Here is a 21,941-nt window from a genome sequence, read left to right on the forward strand (position 1 = left end):
CGGCATGATCGAGCGCGTGATCAGGACGTTGAAGGAGCAATGCGTACATCGGCAGCGCTTCGAGACGTTGCAGCATGCCAGCCGGGTCATTGCTGACTGGATTGGCTTTTATAACACTCGACGTCCGCACCAGGCGCTGGGAATGAAGACACCTGCTGAAGTATTCGCTTTAGCAGCCTAACCTGTGCAGGTTTCGCTGGGTCATTACAGACTCCGATCCATCGCCAGAGGGTGTTAAGACAAAGAGATTTCCGTTTCCTCTGTTGGTGAATGGTGGGGCCCGCTTCGCTTTCCGGCAGGAGCACAACGATGTTCGTCATCACTCATACCATCAATGCGCCGCGTCAATGCAATTTAAAGTGATGATGCGTTATTCTTCAAATAGACCTTCTACAAATTAAGCTTATACAAAGTTCATATGCAAATTTTGCAGAAGGTTAAATTCTTATCACAAGCTAACAGCAAGTGGCGCTGCAATATTGTTGCATTTGTTTTTCTGTACTCCATTGCCAACTCAATTCTGTTCCAAGGGCCACTTTATCATCGCGCCTTCCTTAGTTTGGACGCGATAGATCTTGGCGGCTCCTTATCTCTGACAACGCTATTCGTATTCCAGTTGTTAATCTCGATAGTCATATTGACCATCGTCTCGCTTTTTTCAATCCGCCTGACAAAACTGGTTTGCGTGCTATTAACCATTGGAAGCGCAGCCGCTCTTTACTTCATTGTTACGTACGGAACTATTTTGGACGCAACGATGATGGGCAACGTTTTTAATACCAATCTAAGTGAAGCTTCCGGATTCAGCCATCCAAAATTACTGCTGTACCTTGTTTTTTTCGGAATTGTTCCTGCGTTCATTCTCAGGACTATAAAAGTCACGCATACACCGAGATCAAAACGCCTGCTGTTCTTAGTTGCAACTTTGCTGTTAGGGAGTACATGGATTTATGCGAACGCCCAAAGTTGGCTCTGGATTGACAAGAATGCCAAGCAATTCGGTGGATTGATCTTGCCGTGGTCCTATATTGTTAATTCCGCCCGCTACTACGATCAGACAACCTCGAGCCGCCAGGAGCAGCGCCTTTTGCCGGATATTCGATTTACTGATACGAAAAGCGTTGTCGTGGTTTTGGTTATCGGCGAATCTGCTCGTGCCCAAGACTTTTCGCTTTATGGATACCAGCGCGAGACCAATCCGCGTTTGAAGAAAGCCGGCGTAACCGTGATGCCGAACGCGACTTCCTGCTCCACCTACACCACACGGTCACTTCAATGCATGTTGTCCCATCTGGGCGACGCTACGCCAATCCGAGGAGGTTACGAGCCCTTGACGAGCTACCTGTATAGGCATGGGGTGGAAGTCATGTGGCGCAGCAATAATTTTGGCGAACCTCGGATGAAGGTAAGCAGCTTTCAAAAAGCGGATGACATTCGGAAAGAATGCCAGGGTAACTGTTATCGCGAGGATTACGATGAACTGCTTCTTTACAAGCTTAATGAACATTTGCGGAGTGCTCAGGGCGGAAAAAAAATATTGGTTGTTCTCCACCAGTCCGGAAGCCACGGCCCACAGTATTTCAAAAAATACCCGCCGGAGTTCGAAACATTCAAACCGGTATGCCGTACCGTGGAACAGAAAAAATGCAGTTCCGCAGAACTGATCAATACCTATGACAACACCATCCTGTACACGGATTTTCTGCTCGATAAAGTAATAGCTTTGCTGAAATCGCTTGATAACACGGCCTCAGTAATGATGTACATGTCGGATCATGGCGAATCTCTTGGCGAGAACGGCCTTTATCTCCACGGAATCCCGTATTCGATTGCTCCCGCAGTTCAAAAAAATATTCCTTTTCTTATCTGGATGTCAGACAAGTTCGCCGAGCGCAGAAACCTGGTCAATCCGCTGCCTGTTAAAAATCAGGAGTATTCGCAAAATTATATTTTTCATAGCGTAATGGGCGCTTTTGGCCTGGTCAGTGACGTGTATGAAAAAGATAAAGATATTTTTCATTCTGCCGCTGTGGACCAGGTTTCCCTTCATCCCCTCAAGCGTTGATCGACAAATGAAAACTCTGGATACATGCAAAATGGCATACGAGGAAGTTAATCGACCGAAGACATTTATTCTTTTGTTGTTCCTTGCCTTTTTAGGCTGCACGTTCTATCCGAGCGACGTCGACGATTACTCAAGGTCTTTTCCTGCGAGGAAAGCAGGACAGGTAGAACACATCACGGAGAATTATGTCCGGTACGTCAATACAGCGCTGCAGGTAGGCCTGCCAATCGTGCTTTCCGATAAGGTAGGGCTTGTGCAGCTTATATACGTCGCGGTTTCCGCCACGGTACTCACACACGGCACGAAATATCTTGTGAATGACTGGCGCGTCTTCGGTACCCGCCTTGGGCAAAGGCCAATTAATCCACGGTCCAAGCACAACATGCCATCAGGGCATTCCTCAATGGCTTCGTGCGCTATGTACTTTGTCTGCAGAAGATATAGTTATTGGTTTGCTGTGCTTCTCATACCAATCATGCTTCTGACTATGTACGCAAGAATCATGCTGTACGAGCATACCGTATCGGCCGTCCTTGCTGGCGCTCTTGTTGGGATATTGGCTGGCGCAATGTTCACGTCACGATGGCGGCGAGGTACTGGGTATAAAACATCGCAACTCAACAATGCAACTGTTGAATTTTCGATTCACCATTGAGGCATGAGGGAGGCCGAACCACATTCTTTGTCCAAAGGTGTCACTGCCGAATGATTAGTGGTTGTTCGGCACCTTATGTGACGCTCGAGACAGTTTCAGATCGGTGCCCTGCTTTAGCATTTCGAATGGAGCTGACGCAGTACGACATCGCAATCATCGACATCGGACTGCCAGGCATGAGCGGGTACGAGTTCAGCCGACGCATCCGGAGGCGTGGCGTGAAGGCGCCGGTGCTGATCCTGACTGCGCGCGATGGCCTCGATGATCGTGTCACCGCCATGGACCTGGGAGCGGACCATTACATGGTTAAGCCATCTTCCATCCTTGTGAAAGGCGAATGTCCGCTTCTAAACGAGTGGAAGGTCCGGTTAGGATTGCTCCCTCCCGATTTCTGTCCACTAACGAAGGGATGGAGCCATGCGTATAGCTGCCGGACAAAAGGAGCCGATCCGCATTTCCATGCCGCCAATGTCACCCATGCGCGACATGCTCACCGCAAGTGATGCTCGAACGCGTACCGGACCATGTCGGCGGCATTTTCCATCTGCATCTTTTCCATGATGTGCTTCTTGTGGGTGCTGACGGTCTTGGGACTGAGGAACAGCTCATCCGCGATCCGGCTGGTCGATTTCCCGGCGACGATCATCATGAAGATCTCGAATTCGCGCCCCGACAGCGACAGGTGCGGCAATTGCTCCTCCACGCCCCCGAACACGATCTTGTCGGCCACTACCGGATCGATGTACTTGCCGCCGCCGGCAACCTTGCTGATCACGTCGACCAGTCTCTCCGGGTCGCTGTCCTTGGTCAGGTAGCCGGCAGCGCCCGCTTTCAGGGCAGCCGCCGCAATCTTCGCGACATTGTGCATGCTCAGCACCAGGATTTGCAGGTCGGACCGGACTGCCTTTATCCGCTGGATTAGTTCGATTCCGCCCATTCCCGGCATCGTCATGTCCAACATCAGTACGTCGCATTCCACTTTGCTGAGCGCGTCAAGCGTTTCAAGTCCGTCCTCGGCCTCCCCGACGACTTGCATGTCGCTTGCGGTCGAGATGATTCTCCGCACACCTTCACGCATCATGGCGTGGTCATCCGCGATAAATACCCTGATCATGTCTCACGTCGGTTTGTGCCGTCCCGTTCCGGCACCGCGCAGCGCCGGGGGAAAGTTCATTTTCAAAAAGGAATACAAACCTCGATCGTCGTTCCCATTTCCGGCATGCTCGTTATCGCAAGCTCGCCGTTCAACATCGCTACCCGCTCGCGCATGCCGATCAGTCCATAGGATTTCGACGAACTGACCCGAACCGGATCAAAGCCGATGCCGTCGTCACTGATAGCGATGCAAAGCCGGCCGTCAACCACTGACAGGGTGACGTTCACCTGCCGCGCGCGCGAGTGCCGCGCCACGTTGGTGAGCGATTCCTGCAGCACGCGAAAGATACCCGTGGCACGTTCGTCGTCAATTGCGACGTCGCCACCAGCCAGGTTTCTGAAGCTGCATGAAACCCCGGAGCGGCGGTCAAATTCCTCGATCAGCCATTCAATCGCGGTCACAATGCCGATGTCGAGCACCGGCGGCCGCAATTCCGAAGCGATATTGCGCACGATGCGCAGGATGCCATCAATGGAATCGCGCATTTTCCCCATTGCCGCGCGCAGCCCTGCCGACTTGTCGCCCAGGGTTCTTGGCAGCATCAGTGCGTCCATGCGCAATACCGTCAAGCGCTGCCCGAGTTCGTCATGAATTTCACGTGCAATGCGCTTTCGCTCCTCTTCCTTGATGACCACCTGGCGGGCGGACAATTCCTGCAGCAACTGACGGCTCTTGAACAGCGACTCTTCGTGCTGCTTGCTCCTTGTGATATTGAAGATCACGCCGTCCCAGATGACATCTCCATTCTCAAGCCGCCTGGGCGTAGCCCGCAAGTTGATCCACTTCGATGCCTCGTTTCCTTGCGTGAACTTGCCCTCCCAATTCCATTCCGACAGCTTGTCCTGCGACTCTTCCATTGATTCACGGAAGGCCGGTGAGTTTTCCTGATCCAGCAACTCGAAAAACGCCACCGAGTCGAGCTGCAGTTGCTCGGCCTCCAGGCCAAGGACTTCATGCGAGCCTTCGCTCACGTAGGGCAACGCAAATACATTGCCCTGTCGGCGCAACTGAAACACCATGCCGGGAATGTTGGCGGAGATCGACTTGAAACGCGCCTCGCTTTCGCGCAACGCGATCTCCGCCAGCTTGCGGGTAGTGATCTCTTCGTGCGAGGCCACGATGCGAACCGGGCCGTCGCCGCCGAAGCGGGTGATGTTGAGTGAGAACCAGCGCAGCGTCCCGGGGCCGTGGCATGGATATTCCGTGCTGACGTTGTCGCGCTCGTTTGCGGCGACCGCGCGCAACAAGCTGCCGACCGCCTCCGCCAAAGCGTCTCCACGCAGGGCCGCCTGGTTGCAAACCGCCAGATAGTTCGCGCCCTCGGATACCGCCTGCCTGGATCCGCCGTTGTCGGATGCAAATTCGCGCCATGCCTTGTTCACGGCGAGTATCGTGCCGGACGCGTCAAGCACGGCAATATGACTGGACAAGGCATCGATGGTTGCGCGTGCGAACTGCTGCGCTTCCTGCATCGCTGCTACCGCCTTCCTCTGTTCGTCGATATCGGTACAGGTGCCCACCCAGCACTCGACGGCGCCGCCGTCATCAAGCATTGGAATGCTGCGTGCAAGGATCCACCGATGCTGACCATCGGCGCGGCGCATGCGGTATTCGATTTCATATGGACTTGTCGTTTCAACGCATCGCTTCCATTCATCGGCTACCCGATTCCGGTCAGCCGGATGGATGCAGTCCAGCCAGCCGTCGCCCAGGGATTGCTCGCGTGATTTCCCGGTATAGTCGAACCAGCGCTGATTGAACAGCTGCGGCGAGCCATCCGGACGGCAGGTCCAGATCAGCTGTGGCAATACGTCGCCGAGTGCACGAAAGCGCAGGTCGCTTTCGGTAAGCCTCTCCAGCGCCTGCTGCTGGCGGCGGTGTGCAGTGACCAGCGCCAGGGTGAACAGGGCGATCAGCATGCTGATCACCGCTGCGCCGACATACGACAGATCCCTTCTCCAGGCATGTTCATCGATGACCGCATTCCGGGAAACCGCCGTTACCACGATCAGCGGAAAAGTGCTCACTGAACGATAGCTGAAAATCCGCGGTATGCCGTCGAGCACGTTGACGCCGTCATAGTCGCCGTTAGGCTGACGCTGGTGCAGCGAGAACACGGGACTGGCATGCAGGTCGTCACCGAAACTCTCGTTAGTTCCGACGCGCCTGGCACGGGCGATACCATCCAGGCCGAGCAGGCAAAGTACGTCCCTCGGCCGTATCGTGACCTGCTTGTAGAACTCCGTGAATCGCGCCGGCGCAATGTGCACGACGATAATGCCGCCAAAGCTGCCGTCGCTCGTGCTGATGCGGCGAGAGATCGGCACCGACGCTTCTCCCGGCAGTTTCCCGGGAAGCGGCTTGCCTATGAAGAGACGCCCGGTGTCATTTGCGACATGCGCGTCGAAGTAGTCGAATCCGGCGACATTGGCATTGATCGGGGCTGCGACGGATTGGCCGCTCGCCACCACGTCTCCGCTTTCGTTGGCGACAACCGCGTAAATGGATTTGTCGATCCCGCTTTCGGCCGTCAACTTCGGAATGTCGATATTGCGACCGCTGCGCGCATATTCACGGCTGACGAAGCGGGCAAGCATGTCGGCGCTCTCGACTGTCCGTATGACGTACTGTTCAAAGGCAATTGCCAGATTATTATTGTCGTTCACCGCGCGTTGAACGTCGTCGTCCCGTTCCTGACGAGCGTTTGTCATCACGATGATCCATATCGCAACAACCAGCGCCGCGCTGAACAGCACAAACGACAGGTATGTGCCAAAACGCGGGCTACCAGCGCGCGCGTTCATGTTTTGCAAATGCTTCAACTTGATACCAGAAACCCTTGTTACCTATGTTGCCAGTCTAATGAAAATATTGGTGTGCATCAGGAATTCCGCATCGGATAAATCCTAGTGCCCCACACCTATTCGTCCGATACCGCCAATTACTACCTTCGTCTACTCTAGGTGCGGCGCCTTTTGGGCGTTTATAGAGGCTACATTCCCGAACCTGCGGCGTGTCGTCATCCGCGTTGAATGCGGCTGAACATAAAAAACTCCGATTCGCTCTATCAGAAAGACAACATATGCCAGACAGCGTGAAAGTCACGGCAAGCGCGGCAGGACAAGCTGCTACGCAGGCATTGCGGCAGGAATACCTGTCATTTACGCTCGGCCAGGAAGAATATGGCGTGCATATTCTCAAGGTGCAGGAATTGCGCAGTTATGAAACCGTCACGCATATCGCCAACGCACCCGACTTCATCAAGGGCGTCGTCAATTTGCGCGGCATTATCGTTCCGATCATCGACATGCGCATCAAGTTCAATCTCGGCAATCCTGACTACGACCAGTTCACCGTCGTCATCATCCTCAATATCGCCGGGCGCGTGGCGGGCATGGTGGTCGACAGCGTGTCGGACGTGATTTCGCTCGCATCGGAGCAGATCAAGCCGGCGCCATCGATGGGCACCGCGCTCGATACCGACTATCTGATCGGACTGGGAACGCTCGAAGCGCGCATGGTGATCCTGGTCGATATCGACAAGCTGATGTCGAGCGCCGAAATCGGCCTGATCGACAAGCTTGCCGCCTGAGCTGCGCTCGCCCGATTTGCCTGAGGCTTAAGATTTTTTCAAGGAGAAACAAGATGAATTTTGCCAACATGAAGGTAGGCGCGCGGCTGGCTGGCGGCTTCGCGCTGGTCCTGATTCTCATGGCAACGATTGCTGTCGTCGGCATGAGCCGCATGGCGCAAATCCAGGAGCGGATGGAGGATATCACCAAGGTTAACAATGTCGAGATCGACCTGCTCAACGCCATGCGCGTCACTGTATACGACCGCGCGGTGGCGGTGCGTAACCTGGCGCTGTTGACCGATATGGAGAAAATGCGGCCCGAGGACGAGCGCGTGAAGGTGCAGGCGGCGAAGTACGCGGAGCTGGACCAGAAACTGGAAAAGATGTTTGCGACCATCGCCGACACCACGCCCGAAGAAAAGGCTGCGTATGCCAAGGTGAAGGAAATGGAAGGCCCGGCTAGGCCCGCGATGGAAAAGGTGGCCGAACTCGGCCTGGCCAACAAAGGCGAAGAAGCGACCGCAGTGCTGTTAAAGGAAGTGCGTCCGCTGCAGCGGAAATGGCTGAATGCCTTGGGCGACCTGATCGAACTGGAAAACAAGCTCAACGACAAGGCTGCAGCGGAAGCACAGCAGGGCTATGCCAGCGCTCGTGTCTTGATGATCGTCCTGTCCATCGTCGCGCTGCTGACCGGCGTCGGTGCCGCTTTGGTAATCACGCGCAACCTGCTCAAGCAGCTTGGCGGGGAACCGGACTACGCTGCCGGCATCGCGGCCAGGATTGCCTCCGGCGACCTGACCGTCCATGTCGATACCAAGGCCGATGACCACGCCAGCATGCTGTACGCAATGAAAAACATGCGCGACGCGCTGGCCAATATCGTTGCCCAGGTGCGCACCGGCACGGAAGCCATTGCTTCCTCGTCGAGCCAGGTGGCATCCGGCAGCCTCGACCTGTCCTCCCGTACGGAAGAGCAGGCCAGCTCGCTGGAAGAAACTGCGTCGTCGATGGAAGAATTGACCTCGACCGTCAAGCAGAATGCCGACAACGCGCGCCAGGCCAATGGCCTGGCGAAATCGGCATCGGAAGTCGCAATGAAGGGCGGCGCCGTGGTCTCGGATGTGGTGCAGACCATGGGGCAGATCAATGAGTCGGCGCGAAAGATCGTCGACATCATCGGCGTGATCGACGGTATCGCGTTCCAGACCAATATCCTTGCCCTGAACGCCGCAGTGGAAGCCGCGCGCGCCGGAGAGCAGGGCCGCGGCTTTGCCGTGGTAGCTGCCGAAGTGCGTAACCTGGCACAACGTTCCGCCGCCGCCGCCAAGGAAATCAAGGCCCTGATCGACGACTCGGTCGAGAAGGTTGATACTGGTGCCAGGCTGGTCGATCAGGCAGGCGCGACGATGCAGGAAATCGTCGAAAGTGTTGCGCGTGTTACCGACATCATGCAGGAGATTTCTGCCGCCACCGATGAGCAGACTGCCGGCATCGAGCAAATCAATCAGGCGATTGCGCAGATGGACGAAGTTACGCAGCAGAACGCGTCATTGGTGGAAGAGGCGTCCGCAGCTGCCGAGGCGATGCAACAGGAAGCGGTCAATCTGGCAAAGGTGGTCAGCGTTTTCAAGGTCGACGGGGCGTCTTCGGCAAACTCGGCTCCGCGCGACGTCACGGTGGGCGCGCCCGCAGCTCCGACGCGTACCGTGCGCAACGTACCGGCTCCGGTGAAAAAAACTGCGCGCAATGTCCGTCCACTGACGATTGTCCGTCGCAGTTCATCGCCGGTTCCCTCCGTTGCAACTGGCGAATGGGAACAGTTTTAAATCGATTTGAGGCCCGTCCAGCTCTTGCTTTTCCTGGCCACACCAGGCTTGAGAGAACTGTCAGATACCTCGGTATCGAAGTGGACGGTGTCCCTGAACTTGCCGGGCAAACGGCAGTTTGATGCGGGCTTGCAATGGTTGTTGGCGATCCGCCTGAAGGCCAATTTCAACCCGACATGAACAACGAGCGCTCTGTCCAATCAAAACATCGGGCATTTCATGCCTGTGCCGGTTCAATTCATTAATGCAAAACGTCTTCGACGGCGGCGCGTTTCCCATTCATGATAGTGAGTTCGCGTCTCTGATTCGCTCCTTCGATTGGACTAATAGTCCGCTTGGTGCCCCGCAATCCTGGCCGCCGACATTGATTGCCCTGGTAAACAATGTTCTGGCATCCAGGATACCGATGACAGTCTGTTGGGGACCGCGTCTTATCACCATCTATAACGACGCTTACCAGCAGCAATTCCTCGGCAGTAAACACCCCGCGGCGTTTTGTCGGCCCTTTCACGAGATTTGGGCAGAAGTGTGGTCCGAACTGGATCCTGTAGTCGAACAAGGCTGGGCCGGCAACGCAACATTCCTGGAAAACGCGCCCTTCATTGTGCAACGGCGAGATTACAAGGAGCATATCTGGGCCACGTTTTCCCATTCGCCCATCCTGGACGCCGGTGTTATCGCCGGTGCCTTGACGATTGGCGTGGAGACGAGCGCGCAGGTACGGGCAGAAAGACGTCAGGTCTTTCAGCTGGCCTTCATTGACGCGTTGCGTGAACTGACCAATGCCAACGACATCACTGCGACAGCGACAAGACTCCTGGGCGAACACTTGGGCGCAACACGCGTTTTCTATGCGGAAGCGGACGATCTTGCGGAAAACTTTTTTACCAAGGCGACCTGGTCCGCTGTCCCGTTGCCCGCGCTGCCGGCAGGAGGGCGAATAAGGGACTATGGCGAGGAAATCAGTGCCAGCTTGCGTCGAGGCGAAGCCTTCATTGTCGATGATATTGAGCGAGACAGCCGGACCTTGCCTTACGCAGACGCATACGCCAGCCTCAGCATTCGCTCACTGCTGGTCGTTCCACTGTTCAAATCGGGCCGCCTGATCGCCGGCCTCAATGTGTCTCGCATCGATTCCTACCACTGGACGAATGAAGATGTCATTGCGACGCAGGATGTCGCCGAGAGAACATGGGCAGCCGTCGAACGCGCCCATGCTGAAGCCGCGCTCGCTCTCGAACGCGACCGCAGCCGGGACATTCTTGAGAATATGGACGAGGGCTTCGTGCTGCTGGACAGCGACTTTCGCGTCGTGCAGGTCAACGCAGGCGCACTTCGTCTCGAACAACGACCGGCATCTGAAGTGGTCGGGCGTACTGTCTGGGAAGCCTGGCCCGGCATGGAGCCCTCGGAAATCGGGAAGCGTTACAAGCGTGCCATGGCGGAACGCATCCGAGTGAAATATGAACATTGCTACACCTATCCTGACGGACGCGCGTTCTGGCTTGAGATGAATGCCTTTCCTTATGGCGATGGGCTCGCAGTCTTCTACCGGGATGTCACGGAGACCAAGCAGGCTGAGCAGCGGGTCCTCGCGGCGGCGCAGCATGATGCGCTGACCGGGCTACCGAATCGTGCATTGGTCTTCGAGTATGCAAACCATCTGCTTGCAGCCGCACAGCGCAGTCATAGGCACGGCGCGTTCCTGTACATCGATCTCGACCGGTTCAAGCCCATCAACGATCTTTATGGACATGAGATCGGCGACCGGCTGTTGCAGGAAGTGGCCAAACGCCTCGTGAAATGCGTGCGACGTGAAGACCTCGTCGGTCGCCTGGGCGGCGACGAATTCATCGTCGTGCTTCACCAGCTGGGCGCTATCCATTCGGCTGCGACCGTGGCACAGCATATACTCGACGCGCTTTCGCATCCGTTCGAGATTGGCACCCTGGACCTTTCCATATCCGCTTGCATCGGCATCAGCGAGTTTCCACAACATGGCACCGACGCCGACACACTTATTCATGCCGCCGACCTGGCGATGTACCAGGTCAAATACGAAAACCGCGGGACCTATTTCACCTACACCGCCCAACTGGATGATCGAGCTGACGCGACGTCGGCAATCGAAGCGCGGTTAAAGCGCGCCCTGCAACATGAAGGCTTTGTGCTGCACTACCAACCGGTGATCGACATAACAAGCGGCCGCGTGGCGAGCGTCGAAGCCTTGCTGCGCCTGGCCGGCGACCGTGATCAATTGATCGGCCCGGACCAGTTCATTCCGATTGCCGAAGCGGCGGGATTGATCGGCCAACTCGGAGAATGGGTTGCCGTCGAGGCTTGCCGTCAGCATAACGCATGGCGCAAGGAAGGACTGCCCCCGATCAACATAGCGATAAACGTGTCTCCGCTTCAATTCAGGCAACGCGGGTTCGCGCAGCGCCTGCAAGCGATTGTGCAGGCTGCAGGCCTGGATCCTTCCTGTATCCAGATCGAAGTCACCGAAAGCACGGTGATGGGAAATATCGACGACGCCATCCACACGCTAAAGGGCATCCGTTTCAGTGGGATAAAGGTCGCCTTGGATGATTTCGGCACCGGCTATTCCAGCCTGAGCCATCTCAGCAATCTTCCGCTCGACAAGCTGAAAGTAGACCAGTCCTTTGTGCGCCGCCTGGAACACGACAATTCGAGCAAGGCGATTACGATGGCCATTATTGCGCTGGGACGAGCGCTGAACCTGGAAATCGTAGGAGAAGGAATTGAGTCAGAAGAAGCGCTGATGTATCTGGCAGAGCAAGGATGCAACCTGGCGCAAGGGTATTTCATCAGCCGGCCGCTGTCGGCGACAGACTTTACTGACTGGTACCGGAAGAGAACAACGACCTGTGAAGTTGAACTATCGCGTCGAGGGCCTGAATCAGTGGATGCTGTCCGACATGATTCATTCCCTGATCGAGAGCCCAGATACAGTGCCGAACGCCCCAACGGCTCTGTCACGTGATCTCTTTCACCTTTTCATCAATTGTTGCCGCCCCTGGTAGCCGCTGGAACAGATCTTCCATGGCCTTGGCCATCGTTGTAACAAAAATGCACAAAACCGGCGTTACCTGAACCCATATGCCGTGCGGATAGTCGAACCGGTTTAACGACAATAACAGGTAGATCGGCATGCGCAGAACCTTGGAGATCTATCGGAGCATTGCCGAGCAGGCGGCATATTCCATATTTTTTACCGATGAGCAAAGCCGGGTCATTTATCAAAACCCCGAGGCACTCAACACATTTGGCTTTAGCGACGAGGAAATATCCGGACAGCGCCTCCACGACAAGATTCATCACCATCATCCCGACGGCACACCGGTTCCCATCGAACAATGCAAAATTTACCGGGCTGCCGTATTTGGCGAGACGGAGCGGAATTTCACCTGGCTTGTTTCCCGAAAGGATGGCTCCCACTTCTATGCTTCGTGCACCGCCGCGCCGGTGTTCTTCGAGGGAGAACGGATCGGCGCGACCTTCTTTGCGACCGACATTACCGAAAAGAAGGCCGCCGAGGATGCCCTCGCCCGAAGCACGGAAGAACTGAAGCTGGCGACCGAGGCGGCGTCACTTGGCTTGTTCGACTATAGCTTTGAAACCGACGAGTTGCGCTGGACCGATCAGAACAAGGAGCACTTCGGTTTGCCGCCGGAGGCACAGGCCTCCGTCGCCATCCTTTTTGCGCAGATCCATCCTGATGACCGGGAACGGGCGCGCCAGATCCTGGCGGCTGCGGTCAAATCCGGCGGTGAGGGGCGCTTTGAGTTGGAATTCAGGACGATAGACCAGCGCAATGGCAGGGTGCGCTGGATTGTTGCAAGAGGACGTGTGCTGTTCGACGCCGATGGAAAGCCGACGCGCCGCATTGGCACCACAATAGATGCTACAGAGCGCAAGCAAACCGAAAAGCGGCTCCTCGAAGCGTCGCAGCACGACAGCCTGACCGGACTGCCCAATCGCGCGCTGCTCTTCGAATACTGCGGCCATCTGATTGCCATGGCCAACCGGGCGCAAACGGGCGGCGGCGCGGTGCTGTTTATTGACCTGGACCGGTTCAAACCCATCAACGACCTGTATGGGCACGAAACGGGCGACAAGGTGCTGCAGGAAGTGGCACGGCGGCTTCAGTCATGCACGAGGAAGGAAGATATTGTCAGCCGCCTTGGCGGCGACGAATTCATTGTGGTATTGCCTCGCGTCGACTCCGCATATGGCCCGGTGACGGTTGCCGAAAACCTGCTGAGCAGTATCGGGCAGCCGATCCATGTGGGCGACCTGCAATTGAGCGTCACGCCGTCCATCGGCATCAGCTTGTTCCCCACGCACTCAAGCGAACTGGAAACCTTGATACGGTGTGCGGACCTCGCCATGTACTCGGCAAAACGGGTTGGGCGAAACAATTTCACCATCTATAGCCCGGGGCTCGATGAACATGCGAATGAATTTCTCCGTCTTGAAATTCGCCTGAAGCAGGCGCTTCAGTCGAATGGGCTGATGCTTTTTTACCAGCCGATCATGGATGTCCAATCGGGACACCTGGCCGGTGTCGAGGCATTGGTACGGCTGCGGGATGAAAACGGCCAATTACGCTCGCCGAATGATTTCATTCCCATTGCCGAGTCTGCCGGTTTGATCAACCAGCTGGGCGAATGGGTGGCCGCCGAGGCTTGCAGGCAGCATGAGCGCTGGCGCGAGGCCGGGCTGCCGCCGTTGTCCATCTCGATCAACATTTCATCCTCCCAGTTTCGCCAGCGTACATTCGCTTCGCATCTGGCCGAGGCAATAGATCGCTATGGCATCGATCCCGCGTGCCTGCAGGTCGAGATTACCGAAAGCGCGGTGATGGACAACCTGCCGGCGGCGATTGCGGCATTGAACGAGATCAGATCGACCGGCATTCGCATCGCACTGGATGACTTTGGCACCGGCTACTCCAGCCTGAATTATTTGAGCAGCCTGCCACTCGACAAGCTGAAGATCGACCAGTCGTTTATCAAGAAAATCGTCAGCCACCGGCCGAGCCGCTCCATCACCGACGCGATTCTCGCACTCGGTCGCAGTCTGAACCTGAAAGTGGTCGGAGAGGGAATCGAATCGGAACAGGCGATGGACTACCTGCGCGAGCACGGCTGCGACCAGGCGCAAGGCTATCTCTTCAGCCATCCGCTACCGCCCAAGGACTTCGAAGCGTGGTACTGGAATCGGGCACGCCAGCTGCATTGAGTACGGTCCGTGAATTGCGCCGGCAACTGTAGACACCCACGCGCCTGAACCCGGCTTTAGCGCGTCCACAGAATTCGGGGCGATTCATTGTAGCGGGCCGAAGATCAACGAACGCACCGTGCAGTTCGTTATTCACTTTTCACACCACCAAAGGCAATGCATCCCACGTGATCTGCCGCGCGCCGCCTCTCCTTTTGGGGCGGGTGCGCGGCAGACCCCGGCTGAGCACGGCTACACCAACCGTCAGCTTTGTTCCAGCTTGCGGCCATTAAGTGGTTGAACCGGACGCGCATTCATTTTGTACAGCTTCTGGAAGGCCTTGATTTGGTCTTTCGATGCCTCGATAGGCTGCTTCATTACTTGCCAACGGACTCCTTCGCTGCAAGGCGGAGTGGTCAGCGAGCCCGTGTATTTGTAGTAGCCGCCTGACGGAAGCATATCGGCGATCTTGAGGTCGCCATTGAGCGCCTTCTTTTCACCCTCAGCGTTCGACAGGTTATCAAACACCTCCTTTAACGCGGTGTTGATCTTTCCTTCCTTGATCATGACGCCGACTACTGCCAGCTTGCCTTCGGCACTCTTGTGCACCAAATGCGCCACCAGCGGATACGACTTGCCGTTGATGCGCTCTTCGCTAGGCGTATGGAAATGGAACTGCAGGAGCTTATAAGGCACGCCGTCGAGCGTCAGGGTGCCCCCCTCTGCCAGGTTGACCTGGATGGTATGGCCGTTATTGACGACTTCAGCAGCTGTCGGGGTATAACTGAAAGCCAGCGCAGGCAGTTCCGCTTTCTTTGCACCGATAGCCGCGATATCGATCTCGGCAACGATGACGGCTTCGCCGTCGTAGTCGGGGCCGGCCAATACCTCACCAAAGGGATTGACGATGCAGCTACCTCCCCACTGCAAGACGCTGTCGGCCGCGTCGCCCAATGCGTTTGGCGCGTCGGGCGCAACCTGGTGACGCAGCAGGTACTGATTGCATGCAAGTACAAAACAGCGGCCTTCGATCGCAATATGGCGCATCGAGGCCAGCCAGCTGTCGCGTGGGTCCGCGGTCGGCGCGCAATAAATCTGGATTCCCTTGGCGTACATCGCCATCCGCAACAGCGGCATGTAGTTTTCCCAGCAGATCACCGCACCGATGCGGCCGAGCGGACTGTCGAAGACCGGCAACGTCGATCCATCCCCGAATCCCCAGATCAGGCGCTCTGCCCCGGTCGGCATCAGCTTTCGGTGCTTGCCCAGGCAGTTGCCATCAGCGTCGAAGAACAACACGCAGCAATACAGCGTGCCGCCGCCGCGTTCGATAACGCCGACCACCAGCATCAGATAGCGCTCGCGCGCGATTTTCCCGAGGCGATCGACGACCGGTCCCGGAACATCGATTGCCGACTCCCAGTACTGCCGAAATGCGTCCCGCCCGCTGTCGGTTCGCCCGCCAACATACGACCCAAATGTATGTCCCTTGGGGTACCCGCCGATGAATCCTTCGGGGAAGACAGCGAGCTGCGTGCCGCGACTCTGCGCTTCGGTTTTTCTGTGGCAAGGGATCCATCACTAAGCCATTTTGCATCAACACGCTGGTGTTAGATGCGGCGCCCCCCCATGGCGTTGCTGTTCGCAGCAGCAGAACCGTTACGACAATGCAAATGGCTAAGTCCTGCGGCGAGCTACTGCGGACTGTCTATCGGTCGGATTGACCGTATTCGAGGTTTCATCGATATGTGCGCGATGGAATCCATGCGCCTGATTGGTCGGTGGCCGGTAATGAAGAGGAGGTGGCATGGGAATGAGTTGACCGCGTGGGCACAAACGACCGTGCCCACCCTGCATGACTTGCTCACCTGCCGCTTCCAGCATCATGCATCCGGCTTGTCCTCCACTTGGCTCCGTCGATGCGTATAGAAGAAGCGAAGCATCTCGCGCGTCGCATCCGGCCCTTTCGGATCCGTGTACGAGCCCTTGCTGCTGCCGCCAGACCATGCATGCCCGGCGCCGTGCACGATCCATTTTTCCGCGATGGCTTTGCCTTGCGCGTCATGCAATAGAGTTCGCGTATAGGTTCGGCCATTGGGGACTGCGTCTTTTTCCACCTTGACGCTCGTGGCCTTGCTGGAACCGGCATCAAGCTGCGGCACGCATTGCGCCACTACCTGTTCACCGTTGGATGGATCGACGGTGGCATCGCGGTCGCCATGGAACATGATGACCGGCATGACGTGTCCGAGTGGCTTTGCCTCCTTGACGCCAGTCTTGCGTGCCGACGTCTTCATCTTGCGGCTCTTCATTGCGGCGAAAGCAGACGGCACGTCATGTGCGACAGCGTACGGCAGTCCCGAGTGAACGCCGATTGCCGCATACAGGTCCGGATAGGTTGCGGCCATCACCGTCGCCATTGCACCGCCTGCGGACAAGCCGGCGACATAGATGCGGCTTGTGTCGATCTTGTACTCGCTGATGATATTGCGCGTGATGTCCGCAATGATCGAAGCTTCCCCGTTGTCGCGCCGATAATCGCCAGCGTTGAACCAGTTCCAGCAATTCGATCCGTTTGCATTCTGCGACTGGGCCGGATACACAACGAAGCATTGGTTGTCTTCGGCAACCGCGTTCATGGCGGTGCCGGCGGCAAAATCGTCCGGGTTCTGTGTACAACCATGCAGCATGACGACCAGGGGCAGCTGCTGGCCGGTGTAGCCGCTCGGGATATACAGCTTGTAGGCGCGCGTGCCGGCCTGGTTGGTGCAGGTGCCGGACAGGAAGCGCCCCTTGCCTGCCAGGTCGGCGGCCTCGTGGACTTCGACATCTTCGACCTCTTGCCGGGCCATCGCATCCGGCCACTTCCCGCGTGCGAACTTGCGTAACCGTGTGCGCAAGTTGTCGCCGGATTGCACGTTTGCGCGATCATCTGGTGCGTGCGGCGTCGTGACGTCGTGCAGTTCCGGCGCCTTTGGCAGGAACCGCGACCAGTCCTGCTGCCCAGCCGTATTGCCCGATGCATTGTCGCCGTGCAGGGCACGCTGGATTGCCGCAGTCGCTGCCATCGGACCTTCGCGTTGCAAGATCTGTGTCGCTTCGCGCATTTGCGCGAGAAAGCCTTCATCGATTTTCATCACATTTCCTCGTAAGTCGTTAATGTATCCGTCCAGCCAGGGCGGCCTTGACAGCTGCACTGGCATGCAAGGCACCCAGCACAGTGACAGAGTCGATAGTGGCCAGAGCCAGTTCAGGTGAAACATCCGCACCAATGCTGGCCAGCCCCAAAACCTGGATCTGCAGCTTCTGCCCTGCGTCGCGCAGCGCCTCCAAGTCGGCACGGCTGTAATGCTGCAAACCAAGAACGAGGCTCTTGCGCGCCACCGTTTGCCTGATCACATCGCCATGCGCCTGTAGCTGGTTACGGATTGCGGTACGGATCAGGTCCGTACGGTTGGAATAGAACCCCTCTTGCACCAGCAGGTCGATCTGGCCCAGATCCACCGGGCCGAGGTTAATGGTGATTTTTTCGGTGTCACCGATTCTTGTCCGATTTTCCTGCGTAGCAATTGGGTGTCCCATAGTCGCCTCCTTCCTGAGTACGACCATCCCAGCACCATCTGGTTCCCATCCATCTGGATGGAAAAATGGAGCGCCTCATTTATTGATGAAATTGCCTTTTTGCATTTGAGGATGCTTTTATTTGACTGGAAGGTTTGCGCGGCGTGGTGGGCAGCAGAGTTCGACGTGGCAGGGGGACAAGGACTTAACCGGTCGACACATTCTTTAGTAATTCTGACGCGATCTGACCTAACAGGAAGTGTCAGAACAAAAAGTTCTGCTTTGAAAGAAATATACTTTCGAAAGCATGTCGATTTTGTGCGTCGCCATTCGTCACATGGATGAGGCACCGATTGTCCATTCCATCTTTACCAAGGAAACGCAATGAACAAACAAATCATCCTCAATCTGCCGGTGAAGGACCTGAATAAGTCCAAGGCCTTCTTTTCCGCGCTTGGCTTTACTTTCAATGATCGCTTCAGCGGCGAGAACGCGGTATTCATGAACATCGTCGACGACACCATCCAGGCCGTGCTGACGACCGAGCCTTTCTTCAGATCCTTGATCGACAAGCCCCTCGCGCAGGCAAAGGAGGCCAATGAAATGGTCATCTGCCTGAGCTGCGAAAGCCGGGAAGAAGTCGACACTCTCATCGCCAAGGCCGTTGCTGCCGGCGGCCGCACGCCGCACCCGCCGGAGGACCATGGCTTCATGTATGACCAGGGTTTCGAGGACATCGATGGCCACCTGTGGAACCTGGTCTGGACGGCGCCAGAGGCATGATCTTCTTGCCTGGTTAACCAGCGCCAGGTTAACCAGGTACCGTAGGCCCCGCTAGTTCGCCAATAAAATGGGAGAACATTTGGCTATTGGATGCCAAGCAGTTCGATCTCGAAATTCAAGTCGCTATTCGGTGGAATTACGCCAGCGGCGCCACGTTCGCCGTAAGCTGTCTTGGCGGGGCAGAACAATTTGGCTTTTTCACCGACCTTCAATCTTTGAACACCCTGAGTCCAGCAGGGGATCACGCGGGACAACGGAAATGTAGTCGGCTCTCCGCGTTTATACGAACTGTCGAACTCCGTACCATCCTTCAACGTGCCGCGATAATGAACTTTAACCACATCTGATGCTTTCGGACTTGGGCCCTGGGTAGTCTTCATTTTTTGAACCTTGACTCCCGAATCAAGCGTTTCGACCGGAGGTTCAGAGGCGGCCATCGCGTTAGACGCCATAAACAGAGCCGCCAGCAGAGAATACATTTTTTTCATGTCTTGTTTGAATGAAAGTAAAAAGGTAGTTTGACGCGTTGGAAATCGCTACCGAGACTGCATCTCGGAAATCACATGGATGTGACGACTTCACAAGTTCATTTTATCCCGATCCCATAACTGCAGAATCAGTTACGTAGGTTGGGCTGATGAAGGAAACCCAACACCTTCCCTCGATCAAACTTCCCAGTTACGCCAAGTACCCGTTTCATCCTCGTTCGGAGAGCCCCATTCCATGTTCAAATTCCCCACGCAATTTCTCGACTGGTCTCATTAAATGTTGGACTAGCGAAGTTTTCATCCGGCATGCCGATTACATCCATTTCAATCCGGTGAAACATGGGGATGCGGAACGTGCGTCGGATTGGCCGTATTCGACGTTTCATCGATATCTGCGCGATGGGATCTATGCGCCTGATTGGTCGGTGGCATGGGAATGAGTTGGCCGCGTGGGCACAAACGACCGCGCCCACCCTACAAGACGCAACCCGTCGACACATGGCCGACACCATACACTTGCGTCTGCCCGTCCGATCTCCGATCCGGCGTCTTGTCCATGAGCTGAAACCTGACCAGGCACCAGTTCATCGGATCGAAGCCGGCAAGGGTCGCAAGGACATCGCGACCGGACAGCATTTCCCTCGAACCTTCGATTTCTGCGCGACGCAACGCGGCCAGATCCGAATGCGGCGGAATCGATACCGTTTCACGCACCGCATACCGCGCCTCTGCAATCGCCTCAGACATCTCCGCATCCCACACCGACCATGTACGCACCGAAGGCCAGCCGAATGATTGTGTGAGTCCCGCGAAGCCGGGACCGCACAGGAATTCGTTCATCCCTTCCGTGGTGCGCCAGAGATAGAAAGGTGCGTACAGGTTGTCGCCGGCCATGTCCGGCTTTCGCGCATGCAGATAGGCCTTGAATGCCAGTCCGGGAAACCCGTCCGTGAGATGACCGCGCTCGGCAATGCGCCGGTCGATGATGGCCATGTCGTAATCGGCAGGCAGCACGAGGCTGTATTGCATCGCGATCATTGCGCAAGCTCCTGCGGGAACAGCGAGGCAACGCCGCCGCTGAACGACCAGCCATCGAAAGGTGTCATGCTGACGATGATCATCACGTCTTTCGGATCGATTCCCGGCGACTCGGCAAGCAGTTGTGCCACGCGCCGGTAGAAGGCTTCCTTCATCGCCGTGCTGCGCGGCTTGCCGGCCGTCACGCAGATCAGCACATAGTTGTCCGAGCGCGGGCCGCCCATGTAATTCCTGTCGAACACGAGCTCTTCGGGTTCATGCTGGTGGATGACCTGGAAGCGGTCGTCGGGCGGCACGTCGAAGGCCTCGACCATCGCGCGATGCACGCCGTCCGATACGGCCTTCACGTAGGACTGCGGTTTTCCCTTCAACAACGAGATGCGAACCATGGGCATGTTGGTCTCCTTGAAAAAATCAGGTCTTGTCGATCAGGTTCAGCGCACTGGCGGCTGCCGGCCATCCGGCATAAAACGCGAGATGCGTGACAGCCTCGGCCAGCTCCTCGTGCGTCACGCCGTTCTCCAGCGCCTTGGAAATGTGAAACGGCAACTGTTCGAGCCGGTACATGGAGACGAGCGCGGCCACCGTGACCAGGCTGCGGTCGCGCTGCGACAAGCCAGGGCGCTCCCAGATGTCGCCGAAAAGTACCTTGTCGGTCACCTCGGCAAACTTCGGCGCAAGGTGTCCGAATGCCTTTTCCCCCAGCCCCACCATGGATGTCATGATGCGCCCTCCCCGGGTGAATGAATCGATTGACAGCCTCAGTGTATGGCGCGATGATCGTTTCGAAAATCGGGAAATTTGAAATTAACAATTCAGCTTTTCAGGACGATTAAATGCGACGAGTCAACTTTGACCTGGACGCCATGCGGAGCTTTGCGGTCGGCATGGAGCTTGGCAGCTTTGCCAAAGCGGCTGACCGGTTGGGGCGGTCAACATCTGCAGTTAGTTCGCAGTTGAAGAAGCTCGAAGAACAGGCCGGCGTCGTACTCTTGCGCAAGTCGGGCCGGGGCATGGCATTGACCGATGCCGGCGAAGTCATGCTCGGCTACGCGCGCCGGATACTCGAACTGAACGATGAAGCCACGATGGCTGTCGGCGCCACCGGACTGGACGGATCCGTGCGCCTCGGCTTGCAGGAGGATTTCGGCGAGCATCTGTTGCCGGACGTGCTCGGCCGGTTTGCGCGCAGCCATTCAGGGGTGCGCATCGAGGCGAAGGTCGCGCGAAATGCGGAGCTGGTCTCCGACATGATCGGCGGCCGGCTCGACCTCGCGCTGACATGGCAAGGCACACAGGACACGCCGTACATGGAAGCACTCGGGCACTACCAGTTGGAGTGGATCGGGCCGGCGGGCGCAGGCGCCGAATCCTTGCGCAATCGATCCGTGCCGCTTCCCCTGGTGGCGTTCGACGCGCCCTGCGTGATGCGCACCATAGCAACCGAGGCGCTGGACCGGGCCGGCATTCCGTGGCGGCTTACATTCACCAGCCACAGCCTCGCGGGGGTATGGGCCGCCGTTGCGGCCGGACTGGGCGTGACGGTGCGGA

Annotated in this window: 20 protein-coding genes and 1 pseudogene; 11 read left to right on the top strand and 10 right to left on the bottom strand. The window is 56.7% G+C overall.

Annotation, left to right across the window (positions count from 1 at the left end; genetic code table 11):
* The 4 genes from AYR66_RS26455 to AYR66_RS26470 all read left to right on the top strand — a co-directional run.
* Nucleotides 1-181 (top strand): integrase core domain-containing protein (locus tag AYR66_RS26455; protein ID WP_141104312.1); only part of this gene is annotated, 181 nt, incomplete at its 5' end.
* A gap of 237 nt (nt 182-418) precedes the next feature.
* Nucleotides 419-2,065: a phosphoethanolamine--lipid A transferase EptA gene (gene eptA, locus AYR66_RS26460; protein WP_088710526.1), complete on the top strand. Its 1,647-nt coding sequence runs from the start codon at nt 419-421 to the stop codon at nt 2,063-2,065.
* A 31-nt stretch (nt 2,066-2,096) separates the two neighbouring features.
* Nucleotides 2,097-2,720, top strand: a complete 624-nt coding sequence (locus tag AYR66_RS26465) for a phosphatase PAP2 family protein (RefSeq protein WP_170942384.1) — start codon at nt 2,097-2,099, stop codon at nt 2,718-2,720.
* Between the two features lie 125 nt (nt 2,721-2,845).
* The gene (locus tag AYR66_RS26470) at nt 2,846-3,223 is read left to right on the top strand and encodes a response regulator (protein WP_234815097.1); all 378 of its coding nucleotides are present in this window, start codon (nt 2,846-2,848) and stop codon (nt 3,221-3,223) included.
* Here AYR66_RS26470 and AYR66_RS26475 read toward each other — a convergent pair.
* Together AYR66_RS26475 and AYR66_RS26480 are read right to left on the bottom strand one after the other, a co-directional pair.
* The gene (locus AYR66_RS26475) at nt 3,211-3,834 is read right to left on the bottom strand and encodes a response regulator (protein ID WP_088710529.1); all 624 of its coding nucleotides are present in this window, start codon (nt 3,832-3,834) and stop codon (nt 3,211-3,213) included. The two genes, AYR66_RS26470 and AYR66_RS26475, sit on opposite strands and share 13 nt — an antisense overlap.
* A 62-nt stretch (nt 3,835-3,896) precedes the next feature.
* The gene (locus AYR66_RS26480; protein WP_170942385.1) at nt 3,897-6,587 is read right to left on the bottom strand and encodes a PAS domain-containing protein; all 2,691 of its coding nucleotides are present in this window, start codon (nt 6,585-6,587) and stop codon (nt 3,897-3,899) included.
* Nucleotides 6,588-6,958: 371 nt separating this feature from the next.
* Here AYR66_RS26480 and AYR66_RS26485 point away from each other — a divergent pair, with 371 nt between their 5' ends.
* The 4 genes and pseudogenes from AYR66_RS26485 (at nt 6,959) to AYR66_RS26495 (ending at nt 12,280) form a co-directional block, all read left to right on the top strand.
* Nucleotides 6,959-7,468, top strand: a complete 510-nt coding sequence (locus AYR66_RS26485; protein ID WP_088710531.1) for a chemotaxis protein CheW — start codon at nt 6,959-6,961, stop codon at nt 7,466-7,468.
* Nucleotides 7,469-7,521: 53 nt separating this feature from the next.
* Nucleotides 7,522-9,276, top strand: coding sequence for a methyl-accepting chemotaxis protein (locus tag AYR66_RS26490; protein WP_272938383.1), 1,755 nt, complete (start codon nt 7,522-7,524; stop codon nt 9,274-9,276).
* Nucleotides 9,277-9,311: 35 nt separating this feature from the next.
* A pseudogene (locus AYR66_RS30275) lies at nt 9,312-9,398 on the top strand (integrase); the annotation flags it as partial.
* 122 nt (nt 9,399-9,520) lie between these two features.
* Nucleotides 9,521-12,280, top strand: coding sequence for a putative bifunctional diguanylate cyclase/phosphodiesterase (locus tag AYR66_RS26495; RefSeq protein ID WP_088710532.1), 2,760 nt, complete (start codon nt 9,521-9,523; stop codon nt 12,278-12,280).
* On the opposite strand, the gene AYR66_RS29125 is transcribed toward AYR66_RS26495, so the two are convergent.
* The gene (locus AYR66_RS29125) at nt 12,273-12,449 is read right to left on the bottom strand and encodes a hypothetical protein (protein WP_170942386.1); all 177 of its coding nucleotides are present in this window, start codon (nt 12,447-12,449) and stop codon (nt 12,273-12,275) included. The two genes, AYR66_RS26495 and AYR66_RS29125, sit on opposite strands and share 8 nt — an antisense overlap.
* On the opposite strand from AYR66_RS29125, the gene AYR66_RS26500 reads away from it, so the two are divergent.
* Nucleotides 12,448-14,541, top strand: coding sequence for a sensor domain-containing protein (locus tag AYR66_RS26500; protein ID WP_088710533.1), 2,094 nt, complete (start codon nt 12,448-12,450; stop codon nt 14,539-14,541). The genes AYR66_RS29125 and AYR66_RS26500 overlap by 2 nt on opposite strands.
* 243 nt (nt 14,542-14,784) lie before the next feature.
* On the opposite strand, the gene AYR66_RS30525 is transcribed toward AYR66_RS26500, so the two are convergent.
* The 3 genes from AYR66_RS30525 to AYR66_RS26515 form a co-directional block, all read right to left on the bottom strand.
* Complete coding sequence (locus AYR66_RS30525; protein ID WP_088710534.1) at nt 14,785-16,095, bottom strand: nitrilase-related carbon-nitrogen hydrolase; 1,311 nt, start codon at nt 16,093-16,095, stop codon at nt 14,785-14,787.
* 308 nt (nt 16,096-16,403) lie between these two features.
* Nucleotides 16,404-17,657, bottom strand: a complete 1,254-nt coding sequence (locus tag AYR66_RS26510) for an extracellular catalytic domain type 1 short-chain-length polyhydroxyalkanoate depolymerase (RefSeq protein ID WP_088710535.1) — start codon at nt 17,655-17,657, stop codon at nt 16,404-16,406.
* A 19-nt stretch (nt 17,658-17,676) separates the two neighbouring features.
* Nucleotides 17,677-18,102 carry a CopG family transcriptional regulator gene (locus tag AYR66_RS26515; RefSeq protein ID WP_088710543.1) on the bottom strand — a complete coding sequence of 142 codons (426 nt, stop codon included), beginning with the start codon at nt 18,100-18,102 and terminating at the stop codon, nt 17,677-17,679.
* A 363-nt stretch (nt 18,103-18,465) separates the two neighbouring features.
* On the opposite strand from AYR66_RS26515, the gene AYR66_RS26520 reads away from it, so the two are divergent.
* Complete coding sequence (locus AYR66_RS26520; RefSeq protein ID WP_088710536.1) at nt 18,466-18,864, top strand: VOC family protein; 399 nt, start codon at nt 18,466-18,468, stop codon at nt 18,862-18,864.
* Nucleotides 18,865-18,947: 83 nt separating this feature from the next.
* Here the strand turns inward: AYR66_RS26520 and AYR66_RS26525 are convergent, their stop codons facing one another.
* The 4 genes from AYR66_RS26525 to AYR66_RS26545 all read right to left on the bottom strand — a co-directional run bounded on the left by AYR66_RS26525 (nt 18,948) and on the right by AYR66_RS26545 (nt 21,113).
* The gene (locus tag AYR66_RS26525; RefSeq protein ID WP_088710537.1) at nt 18,948-19,352 is read right to left on the bottom strand and encodes an FKBP-type peptidyl-prolyl cis-trans isomerase; all 405 of its coding nucleotides are present in this window, start codon (nt 19,350-19,352) and stop codon (nt 18,948-18,950) included.
* 474 nt (nt 19,353-19,826) lie between these two features.
* On the bottom strand, nt 19,827-20,390 hold the full coding sequence (locus tag AYR66_RS26535) for a DUF4865 family protein (protein ID WP_088710539.1): 564 nt from the start codon (nt 20,388-20,390) through the stop codon (nt 19,827-19,829).
* Nucleotides 20,387-20,785, bottom strand: a complete 399-nt coding sequence (locus tag AYR66_RS26540; RefSeq protein ID WP_088710540.1) for a tautomerase family protein — start codon at nt 20,783-20,785, stop codon at nt 20,387-20,389. Before AYR66_RS26540 ends, AYR66_RS26535 begins: the two co-directional genes overlap by 4 nt.
* Nucleotides 20,786-20,804: 19 nt before the next feature.
* Nucleotides 20,805-21,113: a carboxymuconolactone decarboxylase family protein gene (locus tag AYR66_RS26545; protein WP_088710541.1), complete on the bottom strand. Its 309-nt coding sequence runs from the start codon at nt 21,111-21,113 to the stop codon at nt 20,805-20,807.
* Nucleotides 21,114-21,226: 113 nt separating this feature from the next.
* Here AYR66_RS26545 and AYR66_RS26550 point away from each other — a divergent pair.
* A partial coding sequence (locus AYR66_RS26550; RefSeq protein ID WP_088710544.1) for a LysR substrate-binding domain-containing protein occupies nt 21,227-21,941 on the top strand: 715 nt, incomplete at its 3' end.

The organism is Noviherbaspirillum denitrificans, assembly GCF_002211445.1.
Classification (GTDB): Bacteria; Pseudomonadota; Gammaproteobacteria; order Burkholderiales; family Burkholderiaceae_D; genus Noviherbaspirillum; species Noviherbaspirillum denitrificans.

What these genes read in the sequence shown, in the direction of transcription:
- eptA (WP_088710526.1), top strand. Translation starts at nt 419, where the DNA reads ATGCAAATTTTGCAGAAGGTTAAATTCTTATCACAAGCTAACAGCAAG.
- AYR66_RS26465 (WP_170942384.1), top strand. Translation starts at nt 2,097, where the DNA reads ATGGCATACGAGGAAGTTAATCGACCGAAGACATTTATTCTTTTGTTG.
- AYR66_RS26470 (WP_234815097.1), top strand. Translation starts at nt 2,846, where the DNA reads ATGGAGCTGACGCAGTACGACATCGCAATCATCGACATCGGACTGCCA.
- AYR66_RS26475 (WP_088710529.1), bottom strand. Translation starts at nt 3,834, where the DNA reads ATGATCAGGGTATTTATCGCGGATGACCACGCCATGATGCGTGAAGGT.
- AYR66_RS26480 (WP_170942385.1), bottom strand. Translation starts at nt 6,587, where the DNA reads ATGACAAACGCTCGTCAGGAACGGGACGACGACGTTCAACGCGCGGTG.
- AYR66_RS26485 (WP_088710531.1), top strand. Translation starts at nt 6,959, where the DNA reads ATGCCAGACAGCGTGAAAGTCACGGCAAGCGCGGCAGGACAAGCTGCT.
- AYR66_RS26490 (WP_272938383.1), top strand. Translation starts at nt 7,522, where the DNA reads ATGAATTTTGCCAACATGAAGGTAGGCGCGCGGCTGGCTGGCGGCTTC.
- AYR66_RS26495 (WP_088710532.1), top strand. Translation starts at nt 9,521, where the DNA reads ATGCAAAACGTCTTCGACGGCGGCGCGTTTCCCATTCATGATAGTGAG.
- AYR66_RS26500 (WP_088710533.1), top strand. Translation starts at nt 12,448, where the DNA reads ATGCGCAGAACCTTGGAGATCTATCGGAGCATTGCCGAGCAGGCGGCA.
- AYR66_RS29125 (WP_170942386.1), bottom strand. Translation starts at nt 12,449, where the DNA reads ATGCCGATCTACCTGTTATTGTCGTTAAACCGGTTCGACTATCCGCAC.
- AYR66_RS26510 (WP_088710535.1), bottom strand. Translation starts at nt 17,657, where the DNA reads ATGAAAATCGATGAAGGCTTTCTCGCGCAAATGCGCGAAGCGACACAG.
- AYR66_RS26515 (WP_088710543.1), bottom strand. Translation starts at nt 18,102, where the DNA reads ATGGGACACCCAATTGCTACGCAGGAAAATCGGACAAGAATCGGTGAC.
- AYR66_RS26520 (WP_088710536.1), top strand. Translation starts at nt 18,466, where the DNA reads ATGAACAAACAAATCATCCTCAATCTGCCGGTGAAGGACCTGAATAAG.
- AYR66_RS26525 (WP_088710537.1), bottom strand. Translation starts at nt 19,352, where the DNA reads ATGAAAAAAATGTATTCTCTGCTGGCGGCTCTGTTTATGGCGTCTAAC.
- AYR66_RS26535 (WP_088710539.1), bottom strand. Translation starts at nt 20,390, where the DNA reads ATGATCGCGATGCAATACAGCCTCGTGCTGCCTGCCGATTACGACATG.
- AYR66_RS26540 (WP_088710540.1), bottom strand. Translation starts at nt 20,785, where the DNA reads ATGCCCATGGTTCGCATCTCGTTGTTGAAGGGAAAACCGCAGTCCTAC.
- AYR66_RS26545 (WP_088710541.1), bottom strand. Translation starts at nt 21,113, where the DNA reads ATGACATCCATGGTGGGGCTGGGGGAAAAGGCATTCGGACACCTTGCG.